20 protein-coding genes are annotated in these 26651 nt (G+C 46.9%); 11 read left to right on the forward strand and 9 right to left on the reverse strand.

Annotated features, from left to right (window positions below; translation table 11 throughout):
- Nucleotides 1–61: 61 nt before the first annotated feature.
- Both porU2 and ECHVI_RS01735 read right to left on the reverse strand, forming a co-directional pair.
- The gene (gene porU2, locus ECHVI_RS01730; protein WP_015264209.1) at nucleotides 62–5089 is read right to left on the reverse strand and encodes a putative type IX secretion system sortase PorU2; all 5028 of its coding nucleotides are present in this window, start codon (nucleotides 5087–5089) and stop codon (nucleotides 62–64) included.
- Nucleotides 5090–5094: 5 nt separating this feature from the next.
- Nucleotides 5095–6189 (reverse strand): putative type IX sorting system protein PorV2, encoded by a 1095-nt coding sequence (locus ECHVI_RS01735; RefSeq protein WP_483782860.1) that lies wholly within the window; start codon nucleotides 6187–6189, stop codon nucleotides 5095–5097.
- A gap of 450 nt (nucleotides 6190–6639) precedes the next feature.
- Between ECHVI_RS01735 and ECHVI_RS01740 the strand changes: the two genes are divergently transcribed.
- The 8 genes from ECHVI_RS01740 (at nucleotide 6640) to ECHVI_RS01775 (ending at nucleotide 14671) form a co-directional block, all read left to right on the forward strand.
- The gene (locus ECHVI_RS01740) at nucleotides 6640–6969 is read left to right on the forward strand and encodes a PadR family transcriptional regulator (RefSeq protein ID WP_015264211.1); all 330 of its coding nucleotides are present in this window, start codon (nucleotides 6640–6642) and stop codon (nucleotides 6967–6969) included.
- A gap of 4 nt (nucleotides 6970–6973) precedes the next feature.
- On the forward strand, nucleotides 6974–8881 hold the full coding sequence (locus tag ECHVI_RS01745; protein ID WP_015264212.1) for a PspC domain-containing protein: 1908 nt from the start codon (nucleotides 6974–6976) through the stop codon (nucleotides 8879–8881).
- A 102-nt stretch (nucleotides 8882–8983) separates the two neighbouring features.
- Nucleotides 8984–10384, forward strand: a complete 1401-nt coding sequence (locus ECHVI_RS01750; protein ID WP_015264213.1) for an MBL fold metallo-hydrolase RNA specificity domain-containing protein — start codon at nucleotides 8984–8986, stop codon at nucleotides 10382–10384.
- 53 nt (nucleotides 10385–10437) lie between these two features.
- Nucleotides 10438–10920 carry a hypothetical protein gene (locus ECHVI_RS01755; protein WP_015264214.1) on the forward strand — a complete coding sequence of 161 codons (483 nt, stop codon included), beginning with the start codon at nucleotides 10438–10440 and terminating at the stop codon, nucleotides 10918–10920.
- 387 nt (nucleotides 10921–11307) lie between these two features.
- Nucleotides 11308–11877, forward strand: a complete 570-nt coding sequence (locus tag ECHVI_RS01760; protein WP_015264215.1) for an RNA polymerase sigma factor — start codon at nucleotides 11308–11310, stop codon at nucleotides 11875–11877.
- Nucleotides 11870–12655 (forward strand): hypothetical protein, encoded by a 786-nt coding sequence (locus ECHVI_RS01765; RefSeq protein ID WP_015264216.1) that lies wholly within the window; start codon nucleotides 11870–11872, stop codon nucleotides 12653–12655. Before ECHVI_RS01760 ends, ECHVI_RS01765 begins: the two co-directional genes overlap by 8 nt.
- A 24-nt stretch (nucleotides 12656–12679) precedes the next feature.
- Nucleotides 12680–13717 (forward strand): outer membrane beta-barrel protein, encoded by a 1038-nt coding sequence (locus tag ECHVI_RS01770; protein WP_015264217.1) that lies wholly within the window; start codon nucleotides 12680–12682, stop codon nucleotides 13715–13717.
- Nucleotides 13718–13747: 30 nt separating this feature from the next.
- The gene (locus tag ECHVI_RS01775) at nucleotides 13748–14671 is read left to right on the forward strand and encodes a DUF4097 family beta strand repeat-containing protein (protein WP_015264218.1); all 924 of its coding nucleotides are present in this window, start codon (nucleotides 13748–13750) and stop codon (nucleotides 14669–14671) included.
- A 297-nt stretch (nucleotides 14672–14968) separates the two neighbouring features.
- Here ECHVI_RS01775 and ECHVI_RS01780 read toward each other — a convergent pair whose 3' ends face one another.
- Nucleotides 14969–15448: a hypothetical protein gene (locus tag ECHVI_RS01780; RefSeq protein ID WP_015264219.1), complete on the reverse strand. Its 480-nt coding sequence runs from the start codon at nucleotides 15446–15448 to the stop codon at nucleotides 14969–14971.
- A gap of 10 nt (nucleotides 15449–15458) precedes the next feature.
- On the reverse strand, nucleotides 15459–16571 hold the full coding sequence (locus ECHVI_RS01785; protein ID WP_015264220.1) for a ferredoxin--NADP reductase: 1113 nt from the start codon (nucleotides 16569–16571) through the stop codon (nucleotides 15459–15461).
- 253 nt (nucleotides 16572–16824) lie between these two features.
- Between ECHVI_RS01785 and ECHVI_RS01790 the strand changes: the two genes are divergently transcribed.
- Nucleotides 16825–17577 carry a DUF4397 domain-containing protein gene (locus ECHVI_RS01790; RefSeq protein WP_015264221.1) on the forward strand — a complete coding sequence of 251 codons (753 nt, stop codon included), beginning with the start codon at nucleotides 16825–16827 and terminating at the stop codon, nucleotides 17575–17577.
- A 281-nt stretch (nucleotides 17578–17858) separates the two neighbouring features.
- Complete coding sequence (gene purB / locus ECHVI_RS01795; protein ID WP_015264222.1) at nucleotides 17859–19202, forward strand: adenylosuccinate lyase; 1344 nt, start codon at nucleotides 17859–17861, stop codon at nucleotides 19200–19202.
- Nucleotides 19203–19362: 160 nt separating this feature from the next.
- On the opposite strand, the gene ctlX is transcribed toward purB, so the two are convergent.
- The 5 genes from ctlX to ECHVI_RS01820 all read right to left on the reverse strand — a co-directional run bounded on the left by ctlX (nucleotide 19363) and on the right by ECHVI_RS01820 (nucleotide 25441).
- Nucleotides 19363–20307, reverse strand: coding sequence for a citrulline utilization hydrolase CtlX (ctlX, locus tag ECHVI_RS01800; protein WP_015264223.1), 945 nt, complete (start codon nucleotides 20305–20307; stop codon nucleotides 19363–19365).
- 59 nt (nucleotides 20308–20366) lie between these two features.
- Nucleotides 20367–21281 carry a hypothetical protein gene (locus ECHVI_RS01805; RefSeq protein WP_015264224.1) on the reverse strand — a complete coding sequence of 305 codons (915 nt, stop codon included), beginning with the start codon at nucleotides 21279–21281 and terminating at the stop codon, nucleotides 20367–20369.
- Between the two features lie 242 nt (nucleotides 21282–21523).
- Nucleotides 21524–24052 (reverse strand): ATP-dependent Clp protease ATP-binding subunit, encoded by a 2529-nt coding sequence (locus ECHVI_RS01810; protein ID WP_015264226.1) that lies wholly within the window; start codon nucleotides 24050–24052, stop codon nucleotides 21524–21526.
- 82 nt (nucleotides 24053–24134) lie between these two features.
- Nucleotides 24135–24764, reverse strand: coding sequence for a WbqC family protein (locus ECHVI_RS01815; protein WP_015264227.1), 630 nt, complete (start codon nucleotides 24762–24764; stop codon nucleotides 24135–24137).
- A gap of 47 nt (nucleotides 24765–24811) precedes the next feature.
- Entirely contained in the window at nucleotides 24812–25441 is a 630-nt protein-coding gene (locus ECHVI_RS01820; protein WP_015264228.1) for an L-threonylcarbamoyladenylate synthase, read from the reverse strand.
- Nucleotides 25442–25607: 166 nt separating this feature from the next.
- On the opposite strand from ECHVI_RS01820, the gene mltG reads away from it, so the two are divergent.
- A complete protein-coding gene (gene mltG, locus ECHVI_RS01825; RefSeq protein WP_015264229.1) occupies nucleotides 25608–26651 on the forward strand; it encodes an endolytic transglycosylase MltG in 1044 nt (347 codons plus the stop codon).

The raw sequence follows: 26651 nt of genomic DNA on the forward strand, positions 1-26651 counted from the left end.
GGATTTGACCCGACATTTACCCGACATTGGGATCAAAACCGCCATGAGCACCCTTTTCCCTTTACCGAAGCAAGTACATTTTACCATATCCTTTCTTAAAGGCTTTGTCACCAGCAGTGGCACGATGCTCGACAAACTGTCCATCCTTCCGTACCAATACCCGATAAATGTACACCCCATTTGCCAACTGGTCGCCAAACTCGTCCTTGCCATCCCAAGCATATTCGGAAATATTGTTCCCAATCTTGACAGGGCCGAGTTCCTCTTGCAAGATCTCGCGCACCACTTTTCCTGTCACCGTCATGATCTGGATTTTGATTTCATCCGGCGGCACAGCACCCGTAACGGTAAATACAAATCGCACACTTGTACTGAAAGGATTGGGATAGGGGTAAAAATGGGTAATGGTAGATTCATTGATCACCTCAAAGGTCACCTCGTAAGGTTTCTCTCCGGCTTTGTTACCGCTGGCATCCTCGGCATTGATCCGCAAGGTGTACACCCCATCCTCCAGCGGACCCGGCTGATACTCCACCTTAAAATCGGTATTTTCACTGGCCTCAAACCATTTCAGGGAAGGGTTGCTGAAGGCCACTCGCTCAAAGACGCAGGTTTCACAATCCCTTTTCAGATAAACTTCCACTCCCGTGGTATCTTGCTTTAGCAACGTTTCGTTTTCATCTTTCACCAAAGCCGAGATCAGGACATTCGGGGATACGATGTCCCCGTCCATGATATAAACCCCGTCAAAACTCACGTCCAGCACGGGATCTTGATCATCTGCTGCCACTACCACATAATCCGCCAAATCCAACACGTTATTTTTGTAGGATTGCTCCAGATATTCCCTGGGGTTTACCGTCACGTTCAGGGAATTCTTTCCGGCCTTACCAAAAGTATCAAAATCAATGTCAAAAGCATACGATTCCCCGGCTTTCACAGCAGGAATTTTCTTTTCAAACTCCTCTATGGTGTTGTGCTGTTTATTCTGCCATGACCACCGAACTGTCAGGGAATCGGTAAAATCATAGTTGGAAATGTTCACAAATTCAAACGCCACATTCGCCTGCTCTCCTTCCTGCAGTTTGAGCACCTTCTCGGTATTTTCCACCAGCAATACTCCTTCGGGAACACCCGTATAATTCACCTGCCATTGTGCTAATTGCCGGGGAATGCGCGTCGCTGACTCCTCCAGCCTGTACACCAACCGCAAGAAGGGATACAAACCGGCATTGATCTCTTCCAGCCTCACTTCGCCATCCACCACATTTTCAAAAAGCAAGGTTTCCGCCCCTTCCTCAGATACCCCAATGACATCAAAAGCAAATTGCTCCGTCCCCGCATTGGCTGCCGACTGCGTTTGGTTATAAAAAGCCGCCCAAGAAGACGCGGGACCTACGCGGCGAGTGGCTACGCTTCCTTGGTCATAAAACCCGTTCATCTGTGTAGAAAAGCTGATGGATTGGGCCGCTGCTGGCACTTCCGAGGTTTTGTCCGCCAAGACCTCGACAGCCTCACCGGGCGCCATCCCCTTTCTGCCAAAAAGGATATAGGGATCTCCATTTTTTAAATTCCGCAAAGTGGCTTCATTGGCGCCAATTTCCCGCATCTTCAAAAAAGCAGCATCAGGCCAATCCTCGAAATTCATTTGACCTACCGAAAAAATCAATACATAATCCCCGTCCTTCAGCCCATCGATATAATTCAACAGCATGGACTGTCCCTCTTCGTTAATCCAGCCGCTTCTGATATTCTGGATGATCTGCGGAGTCTTCCCACAGCTCTTCGGATCCAGCACGTCAAAATTGGTCAAGGGAATCACCAAATAAGGGGCCAAGCTCCGCTGGTCAAAGGCCATCAGCCCAAAGGAATTATTGGTGCATCGACGCTGGAACAGGTCCTGATTATAGGGAATCCCATCCAATTCGACCTGCACTTGACCGTAACTGAGCCCTTCGGTTTCTGGCCCAAAAGTAAACACCTCCACCTCGCGCTGGGTGCCCAAATACTCCCATTGCCCGACGGCTTCATTGATCATAAGCTTATCGAGGTGATCTTCCGCAAGCTGGGCAAACTCCCGCTGAATCCAACCCTCTGGACCGTTCGGGATGTATGAAAAGCTGCTCCTCGTCCAAGCCCCGCTTTCCCCTTCCCGCTGCTCCAGGAATTTGGTCCGCCAATAAAAGGTCACCGTATCGGTGGCATTGATCTGGTCACTGATGCTTTGTCGCCACCGTGCGATACCCCGTGTGGTCACTCGCTGTTCTTTGCGCCAGGCCGAACTGAAATCTGGTAAAACATCCATTTGAAAGACAATGGTCCTATCCTCTTCGGCCTTTCCCGGCACCTGAGCGATCAACTCGACCGAACCCTCTTGATGGATCGCATAGTCCAGTGGACTTAGGTTTTGCGTTCCGCTGGAAGGGATAAACTTATTGACGACAATGGTATTATTGGCATACGTGATCTCGGGAATGGCCCTTTCAGTGTTCAGCGAGATGGTAAAGACATTGTCTCCTGCTGCCACCAACCCGACATTTGGCACCGCAAACTTCACCGTATCACGGTAAAATACCGGTGTCAATTGCTGGTTATCGTAGTTTACCATCGTCCCGTCCGGGAGCTGGCGGGTGATTTTATAGTCCAGTGTATCTTGATTGACGATTCCCAGGTTTTTGATCACAAACGCCAATTCCAACGTATCTGCCAAGGAGGTGACCTGCTCACCGTCGACAGTACCGAGGGTTACCTCATCAGGGTTTAAGGAATAATCCGCTTCCTTGGCAGGAAAAATACGCACCGCAGGATCGCCCAGCATGATCATTTGATTGGCATGCGACTGGTTGATGGCCGAGGTGCCATACCGTTCAAAAAACCGCTTATCCCCTGCCAGCTTCACCTTGCCAATGGGCTGGTAGATCATCGCAGAATCGGCAAAGGCTGCATGGTAGAAAGACTCCGAATACCTGCGCAGAAACACGTCCACACCAATACTGGCATGCGCCATAAAATTGGACGCTCCCCGGTCAGGGGTCAGAATCCAGTCTTCTCCAAAAGTATAGGCCCCGCCAAAGGAATTCCCCGCATCGCAGCCATTGAGCAGAAGGACGGGATATTTGCCTTTATTGTGATAGCCCAGCTCGTCTTGGCTCACAAAGCCAATGTCAATGTCCGTCGTGGAAGTCGCGGCATGGCCAAAAAAGGTCACCATACTCACTCCCTCATTGACCTTATCAGAGATATTGATCAGCTCGACTTCGGTATTGCTGCGTTTACGATAGGTGGTGACATCCGCGCCAAAATAAGGGCCTTCGGCAATGTTTTCGAATCCCCGTACAAAATTATAGTAGCGCTCCAGCTCAAAAGCCGAAAGCCCCCCGCTCAGATGGACCATGTCTTTCTGCCAAGCAGCTGAAGTCCCCAGCGCTTCCTTCTCCTTGACCTTGTCCAAATAGTAATTGATCTCTTCCGGTACCCTTGCCGGAATCCTTCCCACGGCAATGGTTTCGGCCAGGGAGTCTCCTCCATCCAGGCCTACCACAAAGCGGTTGTCATTGTAGGGGTAGCCGTAAGTAGGCACCAGGTCCTGAATCGAAAACAGCTCCGGGCGATCCCTGTAATAATACCGCTCTCCCCCCGAGCTGGTAGAATTGTACATGCCGTAAGCCCTTCCCATGAGCAAAAGATACGCTGGATCATGGCGGGCTGCATACTGGCGCAAAAATGTCTTTACCGCCAAAGGGGACTTTTCACCATAGTTAAACTGATTGTACAATTCCTCTGCTGTAAAGGTCAGTGTCTGATGTCCTCCTCCCGCAGCAGATTCCCGGTAAGTGGCATAAGCAGCCACGGGATCTGTATTGGAGGCCGTAGCCTGCTGAAGGCTTGCATGGGTGAGGATGAGGTAGTCGGCTGCCACGCCCAATAAATCACGGAACCTTACCCGATCGAGCACTGTGGGTTCGGTCACCTCCCTCGTCGCCTGCACCAGCACTTCCGCTTTCTGGGCTGCATTCCCCATCTGAACAGTGGCATTCGCCCCATTTTCTTGGACATTAAGCCGTAGGGGCTGGTATGGATTGGTCACATCATAAGCCAGGTAATCCTCACTGATCTGCTCTAAGCGCATTTGATAGGATCCTGCTTCCAGCCCTATCCGCTCCTGGTCAAAATCTCCTAAAACTTTTTCTTTTTGATAGGTGAGCGCAGTATAACTGACCGAGATGTTGTCATTGGACCCTGTGGTCCCAATAGGTGCCAATCTTACCACCATTCGACCATCAGAACCAATATCAGAAGCCTGTAAGCGCGCTGTGTATTCGGCATAGGAATAACCGTCAATGGTCACCTCTCCCACTTTACGCAAAGCATCTTGACTGGCGCCCACATACACTTCTACCAAATGCTCCACACCAGACCTGCCCACCATCCCCAACTTGGCTGATGCCGAAAATCCTGCCGCTGCCGTCCCGAGGTCCTTAAAGACGACATCGTGCACATTGCCACGGGTGATGATTGGCCCTGTCCATCCCTGCCCTTTATCGTAAATCCCCAAATGGATTCCCAAGGTGTAGGTTTGGCCGAGGGAATATTGGTCCGCAAAAATTTGGGTGACGGTAGTTTCATAATTGACCAGGTTGTCAGCCGGGGTGCTGAAATCTGCCGTGGCCATCCGCTTTCCATTCTGACCAGGCGTAGCCGTGAGGAAAAACACGGTGGCATCGCTATGGTTATTGTAGAGGGGATTGGCCATCTGGTCCGGCTGCGGATACAATGGCCTGTCGGACGTCCCGTCATTCCGCTCCCCGATAAATTCCACATAATCACCTTGGTCAAAGCGCCCATCTTCCTGTCCATGCACATAAATGGCCACCTCTTCGCCACGATGGTACAACCTAAAAGTGCGGGGATCCACGCCAGACGGATTCATCCCGGATGCTGAAAGCGCCGCAAAGCCTATCCTATAAATGCCGTCTGTGGTGGTCGGTATTTTATAATAGGTCTGGGCATAGTCGATCCATTCGGTCTGCCCTTTTGCACCCAACGCCCAAACCATCAACAAAAGATATAGGAAACCTGCTTTTTTCATTGGTCTTAGTTTTGTCCCCATCCTTTATGCAATCGGAATCCTTCCCCCAAGGGCTCTAAACTAACCTTAAGGCTAAACACATGGGAGTAGGGTGTTTCGGACACCGCACCGATATCAGTCAATGCATAATCGATATAGGCTTTTTCATTCAGAAAAACCCCCAGCCCAAAGCTTGGCTTCAGGGCAAGGGATTCCGCCCCATCAAAATCCTTGATGTATTGGAAATTACTGACGCCCCCTCTCAGGTAAGCCACTTGTTTGTATCCGATCTCCATGCCCACCTTGGGGTCGATGCTCACCACCGAAGTGCTGATCACGGTGTTTCGCCGCCCATCGAAGGTCATGTTCAAGTCCACCACCGCCTGAGCCGTGAAATGCTCCTGCACTTCGAGCGTCTTGGAGAGGCTCAACACCGCCTGTGGCAAGGTCAGCTCAATGCTGTTTTGCGGCAGCTCATTATCTGTCTGGGCATATATCTCCCGCACCATTTCGGCATTATGCGACCAGGCGTTAAAGGTCGTCGTGACATCTCTTAGCATCACCCCAATTTGCCAAGTATCCGCCAAAAAAATCCCTCCTACATCAAACCCAAAACCCCAGGCTTTGGCAAACTTCCCGACGTTCCGGTGGATAATCTTGGTATTGATCCCTGCCTTGAAAACATCGCTGAAATCCCGTGCATAAGAAAGGGTCAATGCATAATCCGCAGCATTAAAAAACTGGATATTATCATAATTTAATGCGCCATTGGCATCATATAAAAAGCGGGTATCAGGAATATCATCCACACCAAACCTGACCAGTGAAATGGCCACTTGATTGTCTTCTTCTATGTTGGTAGAAAACCCTGCGTAGTCGTATTTGGCAATACCGGCAAAATATTCCGCATGCATCAGCGAAAATTCATACTTATGCTCTATGGCCAACAGGGCAGCCGGATTCCAATACGCCGCTGTCACATCCTTCACAGCTGATACTTGTGCTCCTCCCATCCCCAAAGCCCGGGCGCCCACGCCGATATTCATAAATTCGTTGGAGTACTTTGGCGTAATTCCTTGAGCCACTACATCTACATTGGCCAATAGCAGAACCAAGCCAATTAAAAAGTGTTTACATGCAGTGAGTTCCAATTTTTCCACGGATGCAAAGTAAAAAATAATTTAGATAAACGAACAACTCATATTTAAATTATAAGTGCTCATTATAATTTTCAATACTGTTCATTACCGAACAAATCCTGTTCACTAAATATACATTGCGGAAAAGGATATATGTACCAAAAAATTAGTCGAAAAAAAATTCAAAAAAATTTCCATCCATCAAAAACATGTACCAAACCCGCTCCAGCGCGCCATAATAGGGCAAAATGCCAAATCTTATATATTAAAAACATCCTTTGTTTACCCAGTTTTATGTTATACAAGGTAGCTGTTGTAACTTTGGTATTATTTTTCGGCATAGGATTAGGGAAATGAATCGAACAGCAGGGAAAACAGCAAACGATGTACATGAATCACCCTGGTTTCATCTACACTAAAAAAGAAGCATTGATGAAAGCATCCAACACACAAATACAAATGCGGAAAGGAATCCTGGAATTCTGTATCCTGCATATCATCTCTCGGGGGGAAGTATATGCCTCGGATATGATCGAAGAACTGACAGAAGCAAAATTAATTGTCGTAGAAGGCACGCTCTATCCACTGCTCAACCGGCTAAAAACAGCCGCATTGGTTTCATACAAATGGGTGGAGTCGGAGTCTGGGCCACCCAGAAAATATTATTCCATCACCCCTGAGGGAAGTCAATTTCTCGACCAGCTCAGCGGCACCTGGAATGATCTGGTCACTTCTACCACATTAATCACCTCGAAAAAATAAGGCCATGAAAAAGACAATAAGCATAAATATCAGCGGCATCCTCTTCCATATTGAGGAAGACGGTTATGACCATCTTAAAAAATACCTGGAGTCTATAAACAAACACTTCTCGCATTACGAGGACAACCAGGAGATTATCAAGGACATTGAAAACCGTATTGCCGAGATTTTCCTCAGCAATCTGAAAAACAACAAGCAGGTCATCACTGCCGAAAACGTGGACCGTCTCATCGAAAAGATGGGAACCATTGCTGATTTCAAGGCAGTGGAAGAAGAAAAAGCATCGGAGACGGAAACGCAGCAAGACACCGAAAACCAAGAAAGTGAGTTTTATAAATACATCACGCCTCCTGACCAGGAAGCTGGAAAAGGCTATAAAAAGCTCACCAGACTGGAACGCAGCAAAATTCTCGGGGGTGTATGTGCCGGCTTGGCCCATTACCTGGCCATTGACCCGCTATGGACGCGATTGGTCGCCATCCTGCTACTGTTCAGCGGAGAGTTTTCGCTGCGCAATTTTGATTTCTTCCCATGGGACTGGAACATTTCCCTTAGCCTGGGATGGTGGGCGGTACTGGCATATATCGTCCTGTGGATCATTCTGCCGGTTTCTTACGAAGAACCTGAGGACAAGAAGATCAAAAAACTCTACCGAAACCCTGACGACAGGGTCATCGGAGGGGTCAGCAGTGGACTGGCCGCTTATTTCAAGATCGAAGTCCTTTGGGCGCGGTTGGCCTTTGTAGGATTGATCTTTGCCGGTGGTGCAGGTCTGGTAATCTACCTGATCCTATGGATCATCACGCCAATTGCCAAATCCATCACCGAACGGATCAAGATGAAAGGAGGTGAAATCACCTTAAGCACCATAGAAAGCACCATTATTGAAAACCGCCAAATTCCAGAACCCCCTATCCAACCTAAAAACCAAAAAGCTTGGTTGGCACCATTCCGGTTTCTGGGGGACCTGATCAATGGCCTGGGAAAGGCTCTGGGCCCCTTCGGTAGGTTTATGCTCGATGTGATCAGGGTGGCTTTTGGGTTGTTGATCTTCTTCATCGGTCTTGTCATCACACTCGTTCCTTTGGCATTCTTAGGGGCCTATTTTGAACTGTTCAATAATGACAGCCTCGGTTATATGATCGAAAATATGCCTGTCGAAATGATTTCAGAGTTATTGCCTATTTGGCTGGGAATCGCCGTCAGCGTGGTAGTGTTCATTCCTGGCCTCATCCTGACCTTACTTGGGATCAGCGTGATCATCAGAAGAAGCCTGATCGAATCGAGGTTTGGGCTGGTTTCCTTTGGTATTTGGTTGCTGAGCATCATGGTCTGTGCGTTCCAAATCCCCAAAACCATTGCAGAGTTCAAAGATGAAGGAAAGTTCACTACTGAAGCTGTCTTGACCCCTCAAGGGAGCGTAATGGTCCTCGAAGGTGGTGAGCGAGAGCAGGCGATGGACGACTTTGATCTGGTACATGTCCAGTTGAAAGGAACCGCAGACAGCACCATTCGCTTGGTGCAAGAATTCAGGTCACAAGGCAGCTCCAGAACAGATGCCATCGAAAATGCAAAGGCCATCCAATATGATTACTCCTTAGAGGATTCGGTCCTTACGTTTTCCAGGACGTTGGAATTTGCGAACATGGCTAAATTCAGGGGCCAAAACCTACATCAAATCTTGCACATCCCCTACAACCGACCATTTGTGATGGACAAGTCGATGATATCGATTCTCAGAAGCACCATTTACGCCAACGGCTACAAACTCAAAGATGTCACCCGACATAACTATTGGGTCTTTAATGAAGAGGGGCTGTTGTGTCTCACCTGCAGTGACGAACACAAGCAAAGCGCCACCGACAGCCTTTCCCGTGTGAAATTTAAAGATGCCTTCTTCTTGAAAAAGTAACGGTTGGTAGCGTAAAATTTAATTCTTTTTAAAAAGGCAAGTGAGCCATCTCACTTGCCTTTTTCTTTTTATCCTTCTATATTTTACAAACAATAAACCGTTATGGACATCAGGGTTAAATTTTTAGGCGGCGCCCAAACAGTGACCGGCTCCCGGTATTTGTTGGAAATCGACAAAACCAAGATATTAATTGATTGTGGACTTTTTCAAGGGATCAAGGAATTGCGCAAGCGCAATTGGGACCCCTTTCCCATTTCCGCAGCAGCCATTGACATGGTTTTGCTGACCCATGCGCACATCGACCATTCGGGTTACTTGCCCAAATTGGTAAAAGAAGGGTTCAAAGGCCCTATTTTGCTCACTGAACCTACGATGGACTTGGTGAAGACACTCTTGTTGGACGCGGGAAAGCTTCAGGAAGAAGAAGCCGAATATGCCAAAAGAAAGGGATTCTCCAAACACGAAGACCCCAGTCCCCTCTACACCATGGAGGATGCCGAGGAGGTATTTGACCAGCTCTCTCCGATCAGTTTTGACCAGCCCATCAGCCTGACCCCGAAGGCCACATTGACAGCTTATAATGCTGGCCATATCCTTGGTGCAGCCATTCTCAAAATTCAAGTGCGCGGTAACCACCAGACCAAAACGATTGTCTTTTCCGGGGACCTTGGTCGCTATACAGACCCCTTGCTGAATCCACCGATCGGCCTTCCAAAGGCAGATATCCTCTTTATTGAATCTACTTACGGCAACCGCTCCCATGAGACGAATGGTCCGGAAAAATTGCTGGCTGGCGCCATTAACGAGACCTATCAGAAAGGAGGTGTGGCCGTCATTCCCGCTTTTGCTGTGGGCAGGACTCAGCTGGTCCTCTATTACCTGTATAAGCTGCAACAAAAAGGCATGATCCCTCAGATTCCGATTTATGTGGACAGCCCGATGGCCATCGATGTGACAAAACTCTATAAAGACCACTTGGCCTACCACCGGCTTGGCCCTTCCCTTCAAGAAGATGGCACCAACCCTTTTTCCCATAAAAATCTCCACTATTATCAGAGCCAAGAAGCCTCCATGTCCTTAAACAATATCCGAGGAGATGCCATTATCATTTCCGCCAGTGGCATGGCCACCGGTGGAAGGATCCTGCACCACCTCTATAACCGATTGCCCAACGAGAATGACAGCATCATCTTCGTCGGCTATCAAGCAAAAGGCACGAGAGGAAGGAAGCTATTGGACGGGGAAGAGCGGGTACGGATGTATGGCATAGACGTCCCAGCCAAGGCTTCCATCCATTATATTGATGGATTGAGTGCCCATGCAGATCAAGACGAATTGTTGCGCTGGGCAGATTGTATAGCTGAAAAGCCCAAATTAACCTTCGTCGTTCACGGTGAGCAAGAAGTCTCCGCTGCCTTTGCCCACACCTTAAAAGAAACATTTGGCTGGAATACCATTGTTCCGGACTATTTGGAATCCTTTGAACTGTTCCAAGGAATCTGATTTGGCATAAAATGTGTTCACTCCCCATAAGCAATCACCAGAAACCTTCAACCATGAAAACCAAGCAAGCAACATCCTCCATTTCCCTCGTCATCACCACCTTCATGGCCGTGCTCCTATTTGGCTGCAAAGCCCAGCGGGTGGACACACAAGGAATCGTCGGCCAAGTCTATTGGATCGAGGGCAATCAAATGCCCACCATCACCGATGGCCATCAGGAAACATCCACAAAACCTGAAAGAAAAAAGGTAAAAAGAACCATCCGCATTTATGAGCGGACCCATATCAACCAAGCCACCATGGGCGATCATCTTTTTAAGGACATTGAAACGCCCATGATCGCCGAAATTGAAACAGAAGAAGACGGAAGTTTTGCCATTGGTCTTGCCCCAGGTGCCTATTCCATTTTCACCGTGGAAGAAAATGGGTATTTTGCCAGCACCTATGACCTGGACAGCTATATTCATCCGGTAGAAGTTAAAGAAAATCAATGGAACGACATCCAGATCCTGATAAACTACAAAGCTGCTTACTAAGCCATTAAGCTTTATCATATGGTTTCATCCCTGCTTATGGACACCCCATATTAGCATGATGTTAGCAACATCCTCCCCTACTATTCGCGCTGGAGCGCTTCCCCAGCGCGAATAGTAGGAACCCTTCCTTCTCCAAGCAATCTCTTTCCCTTTGACCTTATTGCTTTTTTATCCTGCCCTTTGGCCCTAAGTATTTTTCAGTCCCCACACTCATTTGCAGCCTATAGCGCTATTTCTGGTAAATACGAAAAAAAAAATCGCCCACCCATGCAACCCTTTTTCCTTAACTTGTATCTACCTTATTGAAACCCGGCTATTGCCAGTGAGCAGGCCAGGTGAAGTTGCAGAAACTTTAGATCGAATACATTCGAGGGAACGCAAAAAAGCATGTTTATCAGAAAAACCTTTACCACTGAATCCGCCATCATACAAGGGTGCCTCAAGGGAAATCGCAATGCCCAGAAGCACCTGTATGATCAATATTCGGGAAAGTTTCTGATCATATGCCGCCGTTATATCAAAGACCATGACCTCGCAGAAGACGTGATGATCGAAGGGTTTATGAAGATATTTGAAAAATTGGATCAGTATGAAGCCAAAGGCAGTTTTGAGGGCTGGATGAAACGCATCATCGTCACCCAATCACTGCTGACGCTTAGAAAAAACCAAAAACTGTCCATGGAAGTAAACTTGGACCATGAACTGGAAAAAAGCCTGCCTCAATACGAATTTGTGGACATGGAAGCAAACGAGCTCCTCGAAATGATCCACGCATTGCCGCTAGGCTACCAGACGGTTTTTAACCTGTATGCCATCGAAGGATACAGCCATGCAGAGATCAGTGATCTTTTGGGGATTTCGGAAAACACCTCCAAATCCCAACTCAGCAGGGCCAGGGCCATGCTAAAACAAAAAATCGCCCAGTTACAATTAAAAGAAAGGAGAATCAATGGATAAGCAGCAACATCCCATAGACGAATTGTTTCGCAAGAAATTGGGGAAACATCAGGAGAAACCAAGCGGTTTGGCTTGGGAGCGTCTGGAATCCCAGCTTGGGCCTGCCAAGTCGCCTAAAAAAGGAGTATGGATGCGTGTAGCAGCCATGTTAATCGCTGTCTTGGGCCTTACCTACCTGCTCTGGCAGTACCTGCCATCAGAACATCCCCAAGCGCCTGCAGTCGCTGAAAACACCACTCCCAAACCGGTGGAAGCGAACAAAAGTCCTAAATCCATCGCTGTACCAAAGACTACAGAACAAGCCCCTTTAGCAGAGGCGACGCCCCCTGTCAAGGAAGAGCCAAAGGCAGAAAGCAAGGAAAAAACGAAGCCAGCTATTCAGCAAAAGAAACCGAAAAACACGGCCAATGCTTCGGAACAGCCGGCCCAAAACGTCCTTCCAGCAGCAAAAGCCACAGAAGAAGACCTAAACCATCCAACAACAAAAACCACTGTTCCGCCCTTGCCACAACTGGAAGTGCCGACACCGGACATGGGTGAATTAATTGCCGAAAACAACGCTGCTCCTGCCAAAGAGGAGAAGGTTTCCTATAAGGTGAGCATCAAGTCCAGCGGGATCAGTGAAAAGCCCAAAAAAGAAAAACTAGTCGAAGAAATCGGCGACAAAATCAATACACTAGGGGGCCTATTGGGCAAAGTAGACCAAGGATATGCAGACCTGCAGGATGCAAAAAACAATCTCTTTGCTGCATTGATCACCAAAAATGAAAGTAAATAAGCAAAAACCTTAACTCAACGCATGATGAAAAGATACCTATTGGCCTTGTTTTTAATGGCCTTAGCACACGCTTCCTTTGCCTCTGGAGGAACTGACAGTACTTTTACGGCTGCAAAGGATAGCATTATCGTAGAATACGGCCATTCTGGAAAAATCGTCATCCTGGTCGACAACAAGGAGGATTTCGAAAAATTAAAAATCCTGGACGTCAATCAGATCATTGATGAACTGGACCTGGAACTGGACGAGGACACAGGCGACCTTACCGTCGTGGAAATCCGCGACAAAGATGGCCATAGCAAAGAAATCGTCAAAGTGGAAGAAGGCGGTGCCGAAACGGCCGTCTCCGTAGGAAGGATCAAAGTGATCGTAGACGAATCCGGTCCCACGACCAAGGTTCGCGTGGAAAAGACCAAAAAAAAGGAACCCAGTTTCCGGACTTATTTTAATGTGGACCTGGGCATCAACAACTACCTCAGGGAAGGCGGCGGGTTCCCGACGTCTGACCAACCCTATGCAGTCAAAGGCTGGGGCAGCTGGAATGTAGGCCTTAACCTGATGGCCAGCCAGCGTTTGTCCAAAGGTTTTTACTGGGATTTTGGCCTCGGGGTGCAGTGGTACAATTTCAAATTTGAAAACCGGGATTATCAGGCCGTTCGCGGTGACCAAGGCATCGACTTCATCCAACGCACCGACGTGGATGGCTTCAAAAGTAAGGTTTCTGCCTCGTACCTCACGGCGATGACACTGCTAAAAGTGGATTTTGGCCGCATGAACGACAATGGCAACAAAGGACTGAAAATTGCTGCCGGCCCATATTTTGGCTACCGTGTAGGAGGCAGGAGCAAATATGTCTATCGTGAATTAGGAGGCTCCGGAAGGCACAAAGACAAATTAAATACCGGTATCTACCTCAACAATATCCGCTACGGTATCCGGGGCGAAATCGGCATTGGGCGTGTGACGTTCTTCTCTACTTACGACCTGAACGAACTCTACCAAGATGGAAAAGGCCCATCTGAAACGTCCCTCCACCCCATTACCTTCGGCCTCGTTTTCTAATTTATAATCCAACACGCTAAACATAAAACCATGAAACACTTCCTAACCCATATTACACTCGCTGCCTATCTTTTTTTGGCAGCGAGTACGGTGGCCCTCGGTCAAACGAAAATCGAAAAGACTTTCGAAAACATCCATAAGCTGGATATCGAAGGCGGCAGCATCGAAATTTCCTATGAAGGAAATCCTGGTCAAGATCAGATCGAGGTAATAGCAGATTTGGGGAATGACGAAGAAGCCGGCAAAAACCTGGTCTTTGTGACCATTGGGAACACCCTCAAAATCTCCTATCAAACGCCTCCCAACAGCTGGAAAAACAACCATAGAGGCAGACGATATGTACACATTACAGGACCGGAAGAGATCGAATTTAGTGCGGTCAACTCTTCAGGAAAGATGCATGTCCGCATGGTTAAATCTGACAAAATTTACCTAAAAGCCAGTTCTGGAATAATCGAAGCAGAAGACCTTACCGGCGACTTGGACATCAAGGCTTCCTCTGGAAAAATATCTGTCAGCCGTGTCACCGGAAATGTGCTCTGCAAGGTCAGCAGTGGCATGGCATCCCTCGAATACATCAAAGGCAATACGGACATCAGCTCTAGCAGTGGAAAAGTAGAAGCCGAACACATCGCAGGTGAAGTAAATATCAGCGTGACTTCCGGAAGTGCTTCACTCGAAGACGTCTCTACCATAGGCAGCATGAAACTTTCCTCTGGGCATGTAAAAGCAAAAAAGGTAGGGTTTGGGCCAAACACCAGCTTTAATGGCAATTCGGGAGCCTTTCACATCAAGGCCCAAGCAGATTTGGACAAGTATAATTACGACTTGAGGGCTGGCAGCGGCATGGTAAAAGTAGGTGGGAGTAATTCCAGCGACCACTTGGTCATTAACAATCAAGCCCCTTATACCATCACCGGAAAAATTGGCTCGGGCATGATCTCCATCGAGTAAGTCGGCCAACTTCGTGTGATCATAAAGTAAACAGAGATCAGGCGGAAAAGTTGGGGGCTAGGCTATTTCGATGGCTAAATTTATGGCTTTCCCCCGTTGGCTTCTATTCGGTCACGGATGAAGGCTGACAAGAACAGATCAGTGCCTAAGGCATTGCCAAGCTGTGCTCATCCTTTTTTTCAGCTGTGGCTCAAATAGTTTTAATACCTCCTTTTAGGGAAGCCCCCAGCATATGGATTGCTCCCTCAATGGCGCCAAGGAAAAGATGAAAGACACCTTTTCCTTGGCGCCATTTTTTTATCCTTCCCGAACTTTCAGGCCTTCTACGGCCTCTCTATCCTCACCCTTAAGCCGTAGTAAACGGATAATCCTGTCAGGGGTAGGCTTGGCCAAGGAGGTCAAAATCAACGTGACGGCATAGGCAACCGTAAATCCGGGATTCTCATAAACGATCAGGCCAAAGGCACATAAAAATCCCGCTATGAACAACTGCCAAAAGCGGGCCATCGTCAGTCGCCCATACTCCTGAACCTTGTCCTCTATCGGGATGTCACGCCCCTTTATGGTTTTCATCCCACGGTTAAACCTCACATAGCTGAAGGCAAGTAACACGATGATGGCCGCCAACACCACGCCATTCAGCCATGCGGGAAAGGATGGAATGGAAAGTTCCATGTTACCGCTCGTAGTGTAAAGGTATGCAAAGGCAAATACAGGAAGCGGAATCGCTATCAATATCAACACATTACGCTCCAATATCCAATATTTCTGTTTCATGCTTACTCCCTTATCCGATATCTACTTTTACATCTCCGCTCTTAGGGTACGACACACAGCACAGGATGTAGCCGTCTTTCTTTTCTCCATCCGAAAGCCCGGCATCCTGCTCCATCTTCACCTCTCCACTGGACAGTCGTCCGCGACATGCAGTGCAGAGACCACTTTGGCAACTGTAAGGCATGTCATAGCCCTCATCCAAGCCTGCTTCCAGTATGGTTTTGCCTGGTGGCACCTCAAAGGTGTGTTCTTCCCCTTCCAGGTCAATGGTCACCGATCTGGTCAGGGCAGGTTGGTCAGCAGCATCCGTCTCCGCCTCCTTTTCTGCTTCTTCAGAAGAAGAGGTATAAAAGCTTTCCCGATGGATGTTTTCATGCGGCACGTCCAACTTTAACAAGGCCTCTACACTGGCCTCCATCAATCCCTCAGGTCCACATAAATAATACAATTCCTTATCGGCTGCAGCAAAATGCTTTTCTTCCAGCACTTGCTCGATCATTTGCTCGTCCAATCTCCCCTGCAAGCCCGACCAATCACCGGAAGGCCTGGAAAGGGTGTGGACCACTTCAAAACGTCTTTTTTGCTCGTTTACGAGCTTTTGGATGGCCTGGTCAAAAATCACCTGCTCTTCCGAACGGTTGCAGTAGATCAGCGTCACCTTGGACTCGGGTTCATTGATCAGGACTGATTTAGCAATGCCCATGATCGGAGTAATGCCACTTCCTCCCGCGATCATGATAAAGTGATTTTTATTTTTGGAATGGAAGTCTGCCGTAAAATGTCCCATGGGCTTCATCACCTCGATGGTCTTTCCCGGCTTTATGGATTCATTGAGGTAATTGGAGACCACGCCACCTGCTATCCGCTTCACTGTGATCCCCGGATGCGGATCCACATACGGCGAGGTACATAGGCTGTAGGAGCGGCGTTCTTCCTTGCCATTGATGTCCAGGATCAAGGTCAGGAACTGTCCCGGCTTATACTCCAAATAAGGCTCTGGCTGCTCAAAATAAATCGTGACTGCATCGGGTGTTTCCCTTACCACTTCACGAACTTTCAGGGATAAATACTGACTACCCCTCTTCTTCTCTCCTTTATGCTTTTTGAATAAATTGAATATCATTGTTTTATGTCGTAAATGAAACACGCATCCTTTCAGGCATCAAAATTAAGACCGATTTTTTAAAAACCATTTTAATCCCCAAGTAAAATCCCTTTTTAAACTACACACCACCAAAAGAGGTTCAACTTTCAGGAAGAAACTATAGCCCTTAAAAATATTTTTCTTCTGGTGTAGCGTTTTTGCAGATGCTTACGTTTCGAGAACAAAACCTGTTTATCAGAAAGAGAGTAAAATAGATTAAACCAACGTGATTATGTTAACGCGATTAAACAAAACCAATTTCCTTACCAAATGGAAAAAAAGTCTAGGACTTCTTTTCCTTGCGCTTTCACCCCTTTTGATCACCAGCTGCTTGGATGACGACGAAATCGATTACTATGACGGTCCGCTAGCCTATGTATCCTTTTATCATGGATCTCCCGAAACTGGAGCAGTGACCATTTATGCAGATGGCGTCAGCAAGCCTCCCTACAGTACTTACGACTTTAAGTACACTGATTATTTCAACTATGGTAATTTCTATACCGGAGAAAGAACCCTTTCTTTCAAAAACAGAAATGCCAATAATTCATTATTGGATACGACGGTGACCCTTGAAGAAAATCAAGTGTACTCTTTTTTCTTTATTGATGGGGAGGATGCCGATATGGGGATCGTACAAGCCGAAGATGACTGGGATTCCCCCGCAGCGGACAAGGCTCTCGTCCGACTGGTAAACCTGTCTCCAGACGCTCCGGCACTGGACCTGTATATCAATGATGAAGAAACTCCTCTTTTTGATGGAGAAGCTTTCAAGAGTGTCACTGATTTTGTGGAGATCGATGCTGACCTGACCACCTTCACCGTGGAAGGTACCGGAGAGATCAGCCTCACTGCAGAAGACCTTGACCTCCGTGCTGAGCGGGTATATACCGTCATCGTAAGAGGTTATGTCAATCCGGAAAGCGGGGCAACATCAGAAAAAAACCTCAGCATTCAGGTTATCAGAAATTACCCCAATTATTAAAATATTGCTAAACCAACACGTTTGATTTTTAAGAGGCTGCTCAAAGGGCAGCCTTTTTTTATGCATGCCACCTCGGCCTTTCGGCCGTGCTCAGGAGCCGGTTCCAAGGCATCACCGGAGAAATGCCCACCATTGACCTTGAATCAGATGAAAAAGGCACCTCAATCGACGTTACTTTTTTCATAAAACCTATCCCGCTTGAAATTACCATCAAATTAAAGGGCTTTTAAGCATTAAACATTTATTTTTGCATCGTCATACAATTTCAAAAAAGCATCACCATGAATTTAAATACGCTGACAGCAGTATCCTCAGTAGACGGAAGATACGGAAGCAAAACCGCTCCCTTGAGAGCTTACTTTTCTGAATTTGCCCTTATCAAATACCGGGTAAAGGTGGAAGTGGAATATTTCATTGCCCTGTGTGAACTTCCCTTACCTCAGCTCACCGGCATCTCGAAAGATATTTTCCCAAAGCTACGGGCGATCGTTGACGACTTTTCGGAAGAAGATGCAGCGGCCATCAAAGAAATCGAAAAGACCACTAACCACGATGTAAAAGCGGTCGAATATTTCCTTAAAGAGGCTTTTGACAAACTGGGGCTGGAAGCACAAAAAGAATTCATCCATTTTGGCTTGACATCTCAGGACATCAACAATACCGCGACGCCCCTCATGCTGAAAGGAGGAATGGAACGTGTGATGCTACCGGTGTTGGTAGAAGTCATTTCCAAACTCCACAGCCAAGTAGAAGAGTGGAAGGACATTTCCATGCTGGCCAAAACCCATGGCCAACCTGCTTCTCCCACACGATTGGGAAAGGAATTCCAAGTTTTTGTCACGCGGTTGGAGAACCAGCTGAACCTGCTGCAGCAAGTCCCTTACTCGGCCAAATTCGGTGGTGCCACAGGCAATATGAATGCCCATAAGGTGGCCTATCCCAACCAAGAATGGAATGCTTTTGCCAACAACTTTGTGCAAAATCACCTTGGCTTGGAGCGAAGCTTTCCTACCACCCAAATCGAACATTACGATAACCTGGCGGCCACATTTGATGGGCTGAAACGCATCAATACCATCCTGCTGGACCTTTCCAAGGACGTTTGGCAATACGTCAGCATGAATTACTTCAAGCAAAAAATCAAAGCGGGGGAAGTCGGCTCTTCTGCCATGCCACACAAGGTCAACCCCATCGACTTTGAAAATGCTGAAGGCAACCTTGGCATTGCCAATGCCCTATTGGAGCACTTGGCCGCCAAACTTCCCATTAGCCGTCTGCAACGTGACCTGACGGACAGCACGGTTTTGCGGGTAATCGGAGTGCCTTTGGCCCATATGCTGATTTCCTTCGAATCCCTCAAAAAAGGCTTGGGCAAACTTGAACTTAACAAAGCTGCCATCGATGCGGATTTAGAGGACAATTGGGCCGTAGTGGCAGAAGCCATTCAAACCATCCTTAGAAGAGAAGGATACCCCAAACCTTATGAAGCGCTCAAGGATCTCACCCGTACCAACACGCACATTACCCAAGAATCCATTCAGGATTTTATTGAGACCTTGAATGTTTCTGATGATGTTAAAGCAGAATTGAAGGGCATTACACCTTTTAACTATACTGGTATTTAACGCATAAAAGAAGATCGATCCTTAGACGGACATATGATGTACAGCGATCCTGTTTTGAAAAAACGGGCTCGCCGTACTTTTTTAATGCCTGTTCTTATCATTCTGCTCTTCCCACTCCTTACTAATGGATTGGGAAATTACCACAGGAGAAACATGAAACTTAAGGGTGCTGCCCCGTTTGTTTTGGTAAAAAAATCTCTGCCATCATACACCTAACGCCTCCTCCCCCGACCTTTTCAATGGTAGGAATTTTAGCAACAACCACCTCTGTATACTTCTCGATCACCTGCCGCTGGCCTTGCTTAAGGCTTTGATATGCTGTTTCGGACATCACGGTGATTTTTTTCCCGTTTTCACCGTCCACCTCCAACATATTGCCGGCAAAGGCAAATTTCTGGGGAATGGTGATGGGCACCACCTTTTTCCCCGAACCTTCCAAGGACTCCTTTACCCATTGCTTGACAGATTTACCCACAATGCTGTCCAGACAGACCACCGCAAGCTGGCTGCCAACATGCATCATGACATTCGTATGGTAAACGGGGATTTTAGAAGAGGAATGGACCGCACGAAAACTTACCACCTGATAGTCCATTAACCGCTCAAAATAGTGAAGCGGCTCCGGATGGGTGCGTTCAGAAAGACAAGCATACGCGATTTTATGCTCCCTGTCCAGCACCATACTGCCGGTACTTTCCAAAAACTGCTGCGCATCCTCAAAAAAAGTAAAATCTACAAGTTCATCGACCCTAAAACCTTCGACGCCCAATATGTCTACCAGGTCTTTTCTCCTTTCCTTCCTTCTCACCGGGGAAAGCATCGGATACCATAACAATCTGCCATCTTCGTGCGTGCTGAACCAATTATTCGGAAAAACCGCATCAGGTTTTACGGGAAGGGGGCTGTCCTGAGCGACAATTACGCGAACGCCCTTCTTTCGGAGCAAGGCCACAACATCGTCAAATTCTTGTTCAGCCACCTGTTGGATTTCAGCTGTGCTCCTGGCATCCTCTTGCTGGTAACTATTGTCTAGGGCCGTTTCCGGATTAAAGCCAAAAGCTGCCGGACGGACCATTAGGATGGTAGAAGTAGTTTGTGCACACATGATGATCCCGTTATTGATAACCTTTTGGCAAGGTACAAACTACCGTTCACCAAGCCCTGCTATTTTTTATAATATTGATAAAGCACTGGCTTTATTCGAAACCTCTCTTCACTAAGGGAAAAAAAGCTGCTGCCGTTTTTTGAAAAGGCTAGGGCTTCCCCTTGCGGCTCGGGCACATATGGCAACTGGACTGGTTTTCTCGAAAGGGCTTCCCATAAGGACTCTCCTTCTTCTCGTGTCCAGTAATAGATTACCCAATAGTTTTTGATGATAATTTCTTTGCCGTCCGGCGAAATATCACCTGCTACGGACATGGTGATGGGGAGTTTGCCTACAGGCTCTAGCACCGCTTCCTGCTCCTCTAGCTTTTGAGCTGGAACTCGGTACAGCATATTACTGGAGTCACGCTTACTGACGATATAGACATCCCCATTCCAAGGATCGACCATCAATGTCTCAGCATCCTTGGGGCCATCCGGGTACGTCAATTTGATGGTTTGAGGCTGTACATGAATGTCTACACTATCGACCGTAGGCTCCTCAAATCTCAGCAAGCCGATGGATGGGTATTTGCCGTCATTATCACCAATTTCGCCGACATACACATAGGACTTTTCGCCCGCTGCATCAGGCCCCACTGCCATATCCTCCCAGTCACGGTTATAGGTGCTGTCCAAAATGATCTTGCCGGTCAAGGCTCCAGTAGCGTCCAGCTTATAAATGATGGGTTTCCCTCCGCTGTCATTGTGTGCGTACAGCACATTATCATGGGTTTTGCTTACCGCCAACCCACTGGCTTCATCCAAAAACTTTCGATTTACTTCTCCCATTTCCTTTCCACTGGAATAGATCGAATCCACCACCTGAGGATTGATCCGCACATGGTACTTGCTGTATATCTTCTCCGATAGCAGATAAGGCATCAGCGACACCAGAAAGGTAAGTTTCAATATAACCTGGAACATAAATTTCATCACCCAAAATTAACAAAAAGGAGACCAAATCCACTCGCTGTCAGGTAAATGACATGTTAAATTATGTAAACGTCTCGATGATGTAACCCATTGGAATAAAATGGTCAATCAAGGCCCCAATACTATAAAAACAGGAATCAAGTAGAAATAGGAATTGCTCCATGATTCATCCACTTTTTACTAGATCAAAAAAAAAGTGGCCCCAATTGGAGCCACTTTAAAAATAAACCGTCTATTAAAATCTAATCTGCTTTTTCCTTTTTCTTAACAGAAATATTCAACTCATCTCCTTTACCGGGATAATCAGCTTTGATCACATCCCCTTCGGAAAGATCTCCCTTGAGAATTTCCTCTGCAATGGCATCTTCCAAATACTTCTGTATCGCCCTGTTCAATGGTCTGGCGCCATATTGCTGATCATAACCTTTATCGGCCAAGAAATCCTTAGCCTTATCGCTCAGTTCAATCTTATAGCCCAGTTCAGTGATCCGGCTAAACAGTTTCTCCAAGGTGATATCAATGATTTTATGGATATCATCCTTGTTAAGGGAGTTAAACACCACCACGTCATCCAGCCTGTTCAAGAACTCTGGGCTGAATGCCTTTTTCAAGGCACTTTGGATGGTAGATTTCATGACTTCGTCCATATTCTCCTGTTTTGCCTTGGAGGCAAAACCGATACCGGCACCGAAGTCCTTCAAGTCTCTCACTCCGATATTGGACGTCATGATGATCACGGTATTTCTGAAATCCACACGCCTTCCAAGACCGTCTGTCAAGATCCCATCGTCAAGCACTTGAAGTAGTAAATTGAAGACGTCAGGGTGCGCTTTTTCGATCTCGTCCAGCAAGACCACAGAATACGGCTTTCGTCGGACCTTTTCGGTCAACTGCCCACCTTCTTCATAGCCTACATAGCCGGGAGGTGCTCCCACCAAACGGGATACGCTGAATTTCTCCATGTACTCAGACATGTCTATCCTCACCAAGGAATCTTCCTTGTCAAACAAGTAGGTAGCCAAAGTCTTGGCCAATTCTGTTTTGCCCACTCCTGTAGGGCCTAGGAAAACAAATGAACCAATGGGTTTTTTAGGATCCTTTAACCCTACTCGGGTACGCTGAATGGCCTTGGTAAGCTTCTTGATGGCATCGTTTTGCCCGATGACCTTGTCTTGAAGTTCTATTCCCATATTGAGCAGCTTGTTGCCTTCTTTTTGGGCAATTCGCTTGGCAGGGATTCCAGTCATCATGGCAATCACTTCGGCCACGTTATCTTCTTCTACCGTGTAACGTTTGGTTTTGCTTTCTTCTTCCCACTTGGCTTTTGCATTCTCCAGTTGCTCAAGGAGTTTTTTCTCCCGATCCCTTAGCTGCGCAGCCTCTTCATACTTTTGGCTTTTCACCACACGGTTTTTCTCTACCTTGATGTTTTCTACCTCTTCTTCCAATTTCAGGATTTCATCCGGCACATGGATATTATTGATGTGCACGCGGGCACCAGCCTCATCCAAGATATCGATGGCCTTGTCTGGCAGGAAGCGGTCAGAAATATATCTATCGGACAATTTCACACAAGCATCGATCGCCTCAGGGGTGTAATTCACATTGTGGTGATCCTCGTATTTGTCCTTAATGTTATTCAAGATTTGTACAGTCTCCTCAGGAGTGGTAGCATCCACCATGACCATCTGGAACCTTCTGGCCAGGGCACCATCTTTTTCGATGTATTGACGGTACTCATCCAAGGTAGTGGCTCCGATGCATTGGATTTCACCCCTTGCAAGGGCAGGTTTGAACATGTTGGAAGCATCCAGCGAACCACTGGCTCCTCCGGCTCCCACGATGGTGTGCAGCTCATCGATGAAAAGGATAACGTTTGGAGATTTCTCCAGTTCATTCATCACTGCTTTCATCCGCTCCTCAAACTGGCCACGGTACTTGGTACCGGCCACCAATGATGCCAAATCAAGCGTCACTACGCGCTTATTAAACAGCACGCGGGAAACTTTCTTTTGAACTATTCTCAGTGCCAGTCCTTCGGCAATGGCCGTTTTACCCACACCGGGTTCACCGATCAGGATAGGGTTGTTTTTCTTCCTCCTGGACAGGATCTGCGCCACCCGCTCGATTTCTTTTTCCCTACCGATGATGGGATCCAGCTTGTCATCTTCTGCCATTCGGGTAAGGTCCCGGCCAAAGTTATCCAGCACGGGTGTCCTGGACTTCTCGGTAGAGCCTTTGCCTCCCCCTCCGGAAGAACCACCGGAGCTACCAAAGAGCTTGCTACTCTCCTCATCCGTATCATCCGCCTCAGCTCCAGAGCGGGGCGTCTGATCGGTTTGGAATTCCAGCATTTCCTTCACCGTATCGTAGGTCGTATCGAATTTATGCAGGATCTGGGTAGCGATGTTGTCTTCATCCCTGAGGATGGAGAGCAACAGGTGCTCTGTTCCGATAAGTTGGCTTTTAAATATCTTAGCTTCCAAATAAGTAATTTTCAGCACTTTTTCAGATTGCCTGGTCAGGGGGATATTGGCCAAATTCTTCACGTTGTGATTGGCCGTCCCTTTCACCGCACGCTCCACGGAGTTACGAAGCTCATCCAAAGGCACTCCTAATTTCTTCAATATGGAAACAGCGACACCTTCTCCTTCACGGATCATGCCCAGCAAGAGATGTTCTGTCCCTATATAATCGTGACCCAAGCGCAAAGCTTCTTCACGACTTAGAGAAATCACCTCCTTGACTCTATTTGAAAATTTTGCTTCCATTTAGTTCCTTTCTGAATTGTTAATAATTCTCTATATAATTTTACCGAATTTGTTTTAAAAACACAATCCTTTTGCAGATTGTTCATTTCTTTTTTTTCGATTGTGAGATTATTTCATTGGCCAGCGGCCCCTCACAAAACAACAAATCGATAATGCTTAAGTTAGGTACAAAGTCTGAGCCAAAGAGCTGAACATATGGATACGGTTCATAAATATTTCTTTGCTCAAACGGCTCCTTTGCCACTATAATTCTCCTCAGGTCCTCACAGGTAGAATAATCTTCCTCTTTTGTCCCAATGGATACCTTGGTTTTCACCTTCATTAATTTCAGACAAAGTGTCAGTAGTTCCAAATTCAAACTGTACAAATTGTCAATGTTTTTTTCATAAATCGCTTCAAAATATGGAAAGAAATATTCAAAAAAAGGTGCTTTTCCGTATGCACTACGGATTCCTCGTAGGTGAATATTTTTCCATTTTTGCTTATAATCTATTTTTACGTCCCGGTAGTGGACCTTTTTATTCCCTCCTATAACCGGTATGCTCAAACTCTCTACTTTATTCGCCAGGCGTACATGTGCCCGATTACGGTAAGTCTGCTTTTGATAACGATCATCCCCCGCGATGATAAGCTGATCGGCGTCAGCTATTGCCACAAAGAACTCTATGGGAGGCAGGTAAAACAAATCCGCACAAATCACTTTCTTTTCCATGCCCAAAAATAGTCAAAACTTTGGGCTATTCCTGTTTACCTCCCCACCTAAAGCATCTCTTCCAAATCCCCTTGGCCTTGCCGGAGGATTTCGATCTCATCCCCTGTACAATCGACGACTGTAGAGGCAACATTATTGCCATAGCCCCCGTCAATGACGACATCCACCAGATCCTTGTATTTTTCATAAATCAGTTCAGGATCAGTGCTGTACTCCAGCACATCATCTTCATCCCTGATGGAAGTCGTGACAATGGGCTGGCCTAGTTCTTTAACCAATATACGTGGAATACTATGGTCCGGGATGCGTATCCCGACAGTTTTCTTTTTACTGTGCAGTAATTTGGGCACCTTGTTATTGGCATCCAAAATAAAGGTAAACGGTCCGGGAAGGGCTTTCTTCATCACCTTGAACACTGGCGTACTGACCACCCGTGTATATTCGGATATATTGCTGAGATCATAGCAGATAAAGGAGAAATTCTGCTTCTGGGGCTTTACACCCTTGATCAGGCAAATCCTTTCTATGGCCTTTTGATTGTAAATATCACATCCAATCCCGTAAATGGTATCCGTAGGATAAATGACCACACCACCCCGCCGAAGTACTTCCACCACTCGGTTTACCTCGCGCGGATTGGGGTTTTCAGGATAGATTTTGATAAAAGAAGCGGCCATAAAATAAATTTCAGTTTAGACTGTTATAGATGTCAATGTATCAAATTTAGCACCAAACAACTAACACTTTTTACCAGTTGCGTACATTTGTGTATGAATAAGTATCTTCACTCATATCATTTCCCTATTTTTGTGCCTAGCTAGGAAATGCCTCGATAAATTAACCATGATCACAAAAAAGAATCAAAAGTATTACATGATCGCAATGATCGCCATATCCGTATTGGTAAGCTCATTTGCGTTTTATTTTTATCAAGTCTTCTTCAGTCCAAACACCCTCACGGAATCAGATGTTCCCGCAGAGCTAAAAATCCCCAGCAATGCCACCTTCCAACAGGTTTCTGACAGCCTTTCCGAGCACAACATCATCACCGATGTGATCTCCTTCAGCTTCGTAGCCAAAATGCTGAAATATCAGGAAAATGTCAAACCCGGTCGGTATATCATTCCACCAAAACTATCGAACAAAGAGCTCGTTACGCTCCTTCGGTCTGGGCGGCAAACCCCGATCGACCTCACGTTCAATAACATCCGAACCAAGGAAGACCTTTCGGAAAAAATCTCAAAGAACCTGGAAATCTCCCAAGACCAATTCCTGGCCCTGCTGCAGGACAGTGTCTATATCCGCAAATTTGATTTTAACGAAGAGACCATCATGAGCATGTTTATCCCCAACACCTACGAGGTGTATTGGGACACTAGCCCTGAGCAACTCTTTGACCGGATGTACAGAGAGTACAATAAATTTTGGACCAAGCCACGGATAGCCAAGGCAGATTCCCTCGGCATGAGCAGAATCGAAGTGTCCACCTTGGCATCCATCGTGCAGGCCGAAACAGCCAAAAAGGACGAACGACCAACCATCGCTGGCGTGTACATCAACAGGCTAGAACGTAATATCCCCCTTCAGGCGGATCCTACTTTGGTATTTGCCTTGGGTGATTTCAGCATAAAGCGCGTGCTCAACGTCCACAAAGAAATCGACAGTCCATACAACACGTATCTTCACACCGGGCTGCCTCCCGGTCCTATTAACCTCCCTGACATCTCCTCGCTGGATGCCGTATTGAATTACGCGCACCACGATTACTTATATTTCTGCGCAAAAGAGGACTTTTCGGGCTATCATGTTTTTTCTACCAACCTCCGCGACCACCTGATCCAAGCTCGGAAATACCAAAACGCGCTTAACAAAGCAAATGTCTACTAG

Origin of the sequence: Echinicola vietnamensis DSM 17526, assembly GCF_000325705.1 — a bacterium.
Classification (GTDB): Bacteria; Bacteroidota; Bacteroidia; order Cytophagales; family Cyclobacteriaceae; genus Echinicola; species Echinicola vietnamensis.

Coding starts and splice junctions, on each gene's coding strand:
- porU2 (WP_015264209.1), bottom strand. CDS start 5,089: ATGAAAAAAGCAGGTTTCCTATATCTTTTGTTGATGGTTTGGGCGTTG.
- ECHVI_RS01740 (WP_015264211.1), top strand. CDS start 6,640: ATGAAAGCATCCAACACACAAATACAAATGCGGAAAGGAATCCTGGAA.
- ECHVI_RS01745 (WP_015264212.1), top strand. CDS start 6,974: ATGAAAAAGACAATAAGCATAAATATCAGCGGCATCCTCTTCCATATT.
- ECHVI_RS01750 (WP_015264213.1), top strand. CDS start 8,984: ATGGACATCAGGGTTAAATTTTTAGGCGGCGCCCAAACAGTGACCGGC.
- ECHVI_RS01755 (WP_015264214.1), top strand. CDS start 10,438: ATGAAAACCAAGCAAGCAACATCCTCCATTTCCCTCGTCATCACCACC.
- ECHVI_RS01760 (WP_015264215.1), top strand. CDS start 11,308: ATGTTTATCAGAAAAACCTTTACCACTGAATCCGCCATCATACAAGGG.
- ECHVI_RS01765 (WP_015264216.1), top strand. CDS start 11,870: ATGGATAAGCAGCAACATCCCATAGACGAATTGTTTCGCAAGAAATTG.
- ECHVI_RS01770 (WP_015264217.1), top strand. CDS start 12,680: ATGAAAAGATACCTATTGGCCTTGTTTTTAATGGCCTTAGCACACGCT.
- ECHVI_RS01775 (WP_015264218.1), top strand. CDS start 13,748: ATGAAACACTTCCTAACCCATATTACACTCGCTGCCTATCTTTTTTTG.
- ECHVI_RS01780 (WP_015264219.1), bottom strand. CDS start 15,448: ATGAAACAGAAATATTGGATATTGGAGCGTAATGTGTTGATATTGATA.
- ECHVI_RS01785 (WP_015264220.1), bottom strand. CDS start 16,571: ATGATATTCAATTTATTCAAAAAGCATAAAGGAGAGAAGAAGAGGGGT.
- ECHVI_RS01790 (WP_015264221.1), top strand. CDS start 16,825: ATGTTAACGCGATTAAACAAAACCAATTTCCTTACCAAATGGAAAAAA.
- purB (WP_015264222.1), top strand. CDS start 17,859: ATGAATTTAAATACGCTGACAGCAGTATCCTCAGTAGACGGAAGATAC.
- ctlX (WP_015264223.1), bottom strand. CDS start 20,307: ATGTGTGCACAAACTACTTCTACCATCCTAATGGTCCGTCCGGCAGCT.
- ECHVI_RS01805 (WP_015264224.1), bottom strand. CDS start 21,281: ATGAAATTTATGTTCCAGGTTATATTGAAACTTACCTTTCTGGTGTCG.
- ECHVI_RS01810 (WP_015264226.1), bottom strand. CDS start 24,052: ATGGAAGCAAAATTTTCAAATAGAGTCAAGGAGGTGATTTCTCTAAGT.
- ECHVI_RS01815 (WP_015264227.1), bottom strand. CDS start 24,764: ATGGAAAAGAAAGTGATTTGTGCGGATTTGTTTTACCTGCCTCCCATA.
- ECHVI_RS01820 (WP_015264228.1), bottom strand. CDS start 25,441: ATGGCCGCTTCTTTTATCAAAATCTATCCTGAAAACCCCAATCCGCGC.
- mltG (WP_015264229.1), top strand. CDS start 25,608: ATGATCACAAAAAAGAATCAAAAGTATTACATGATCGCAATGATCGCC.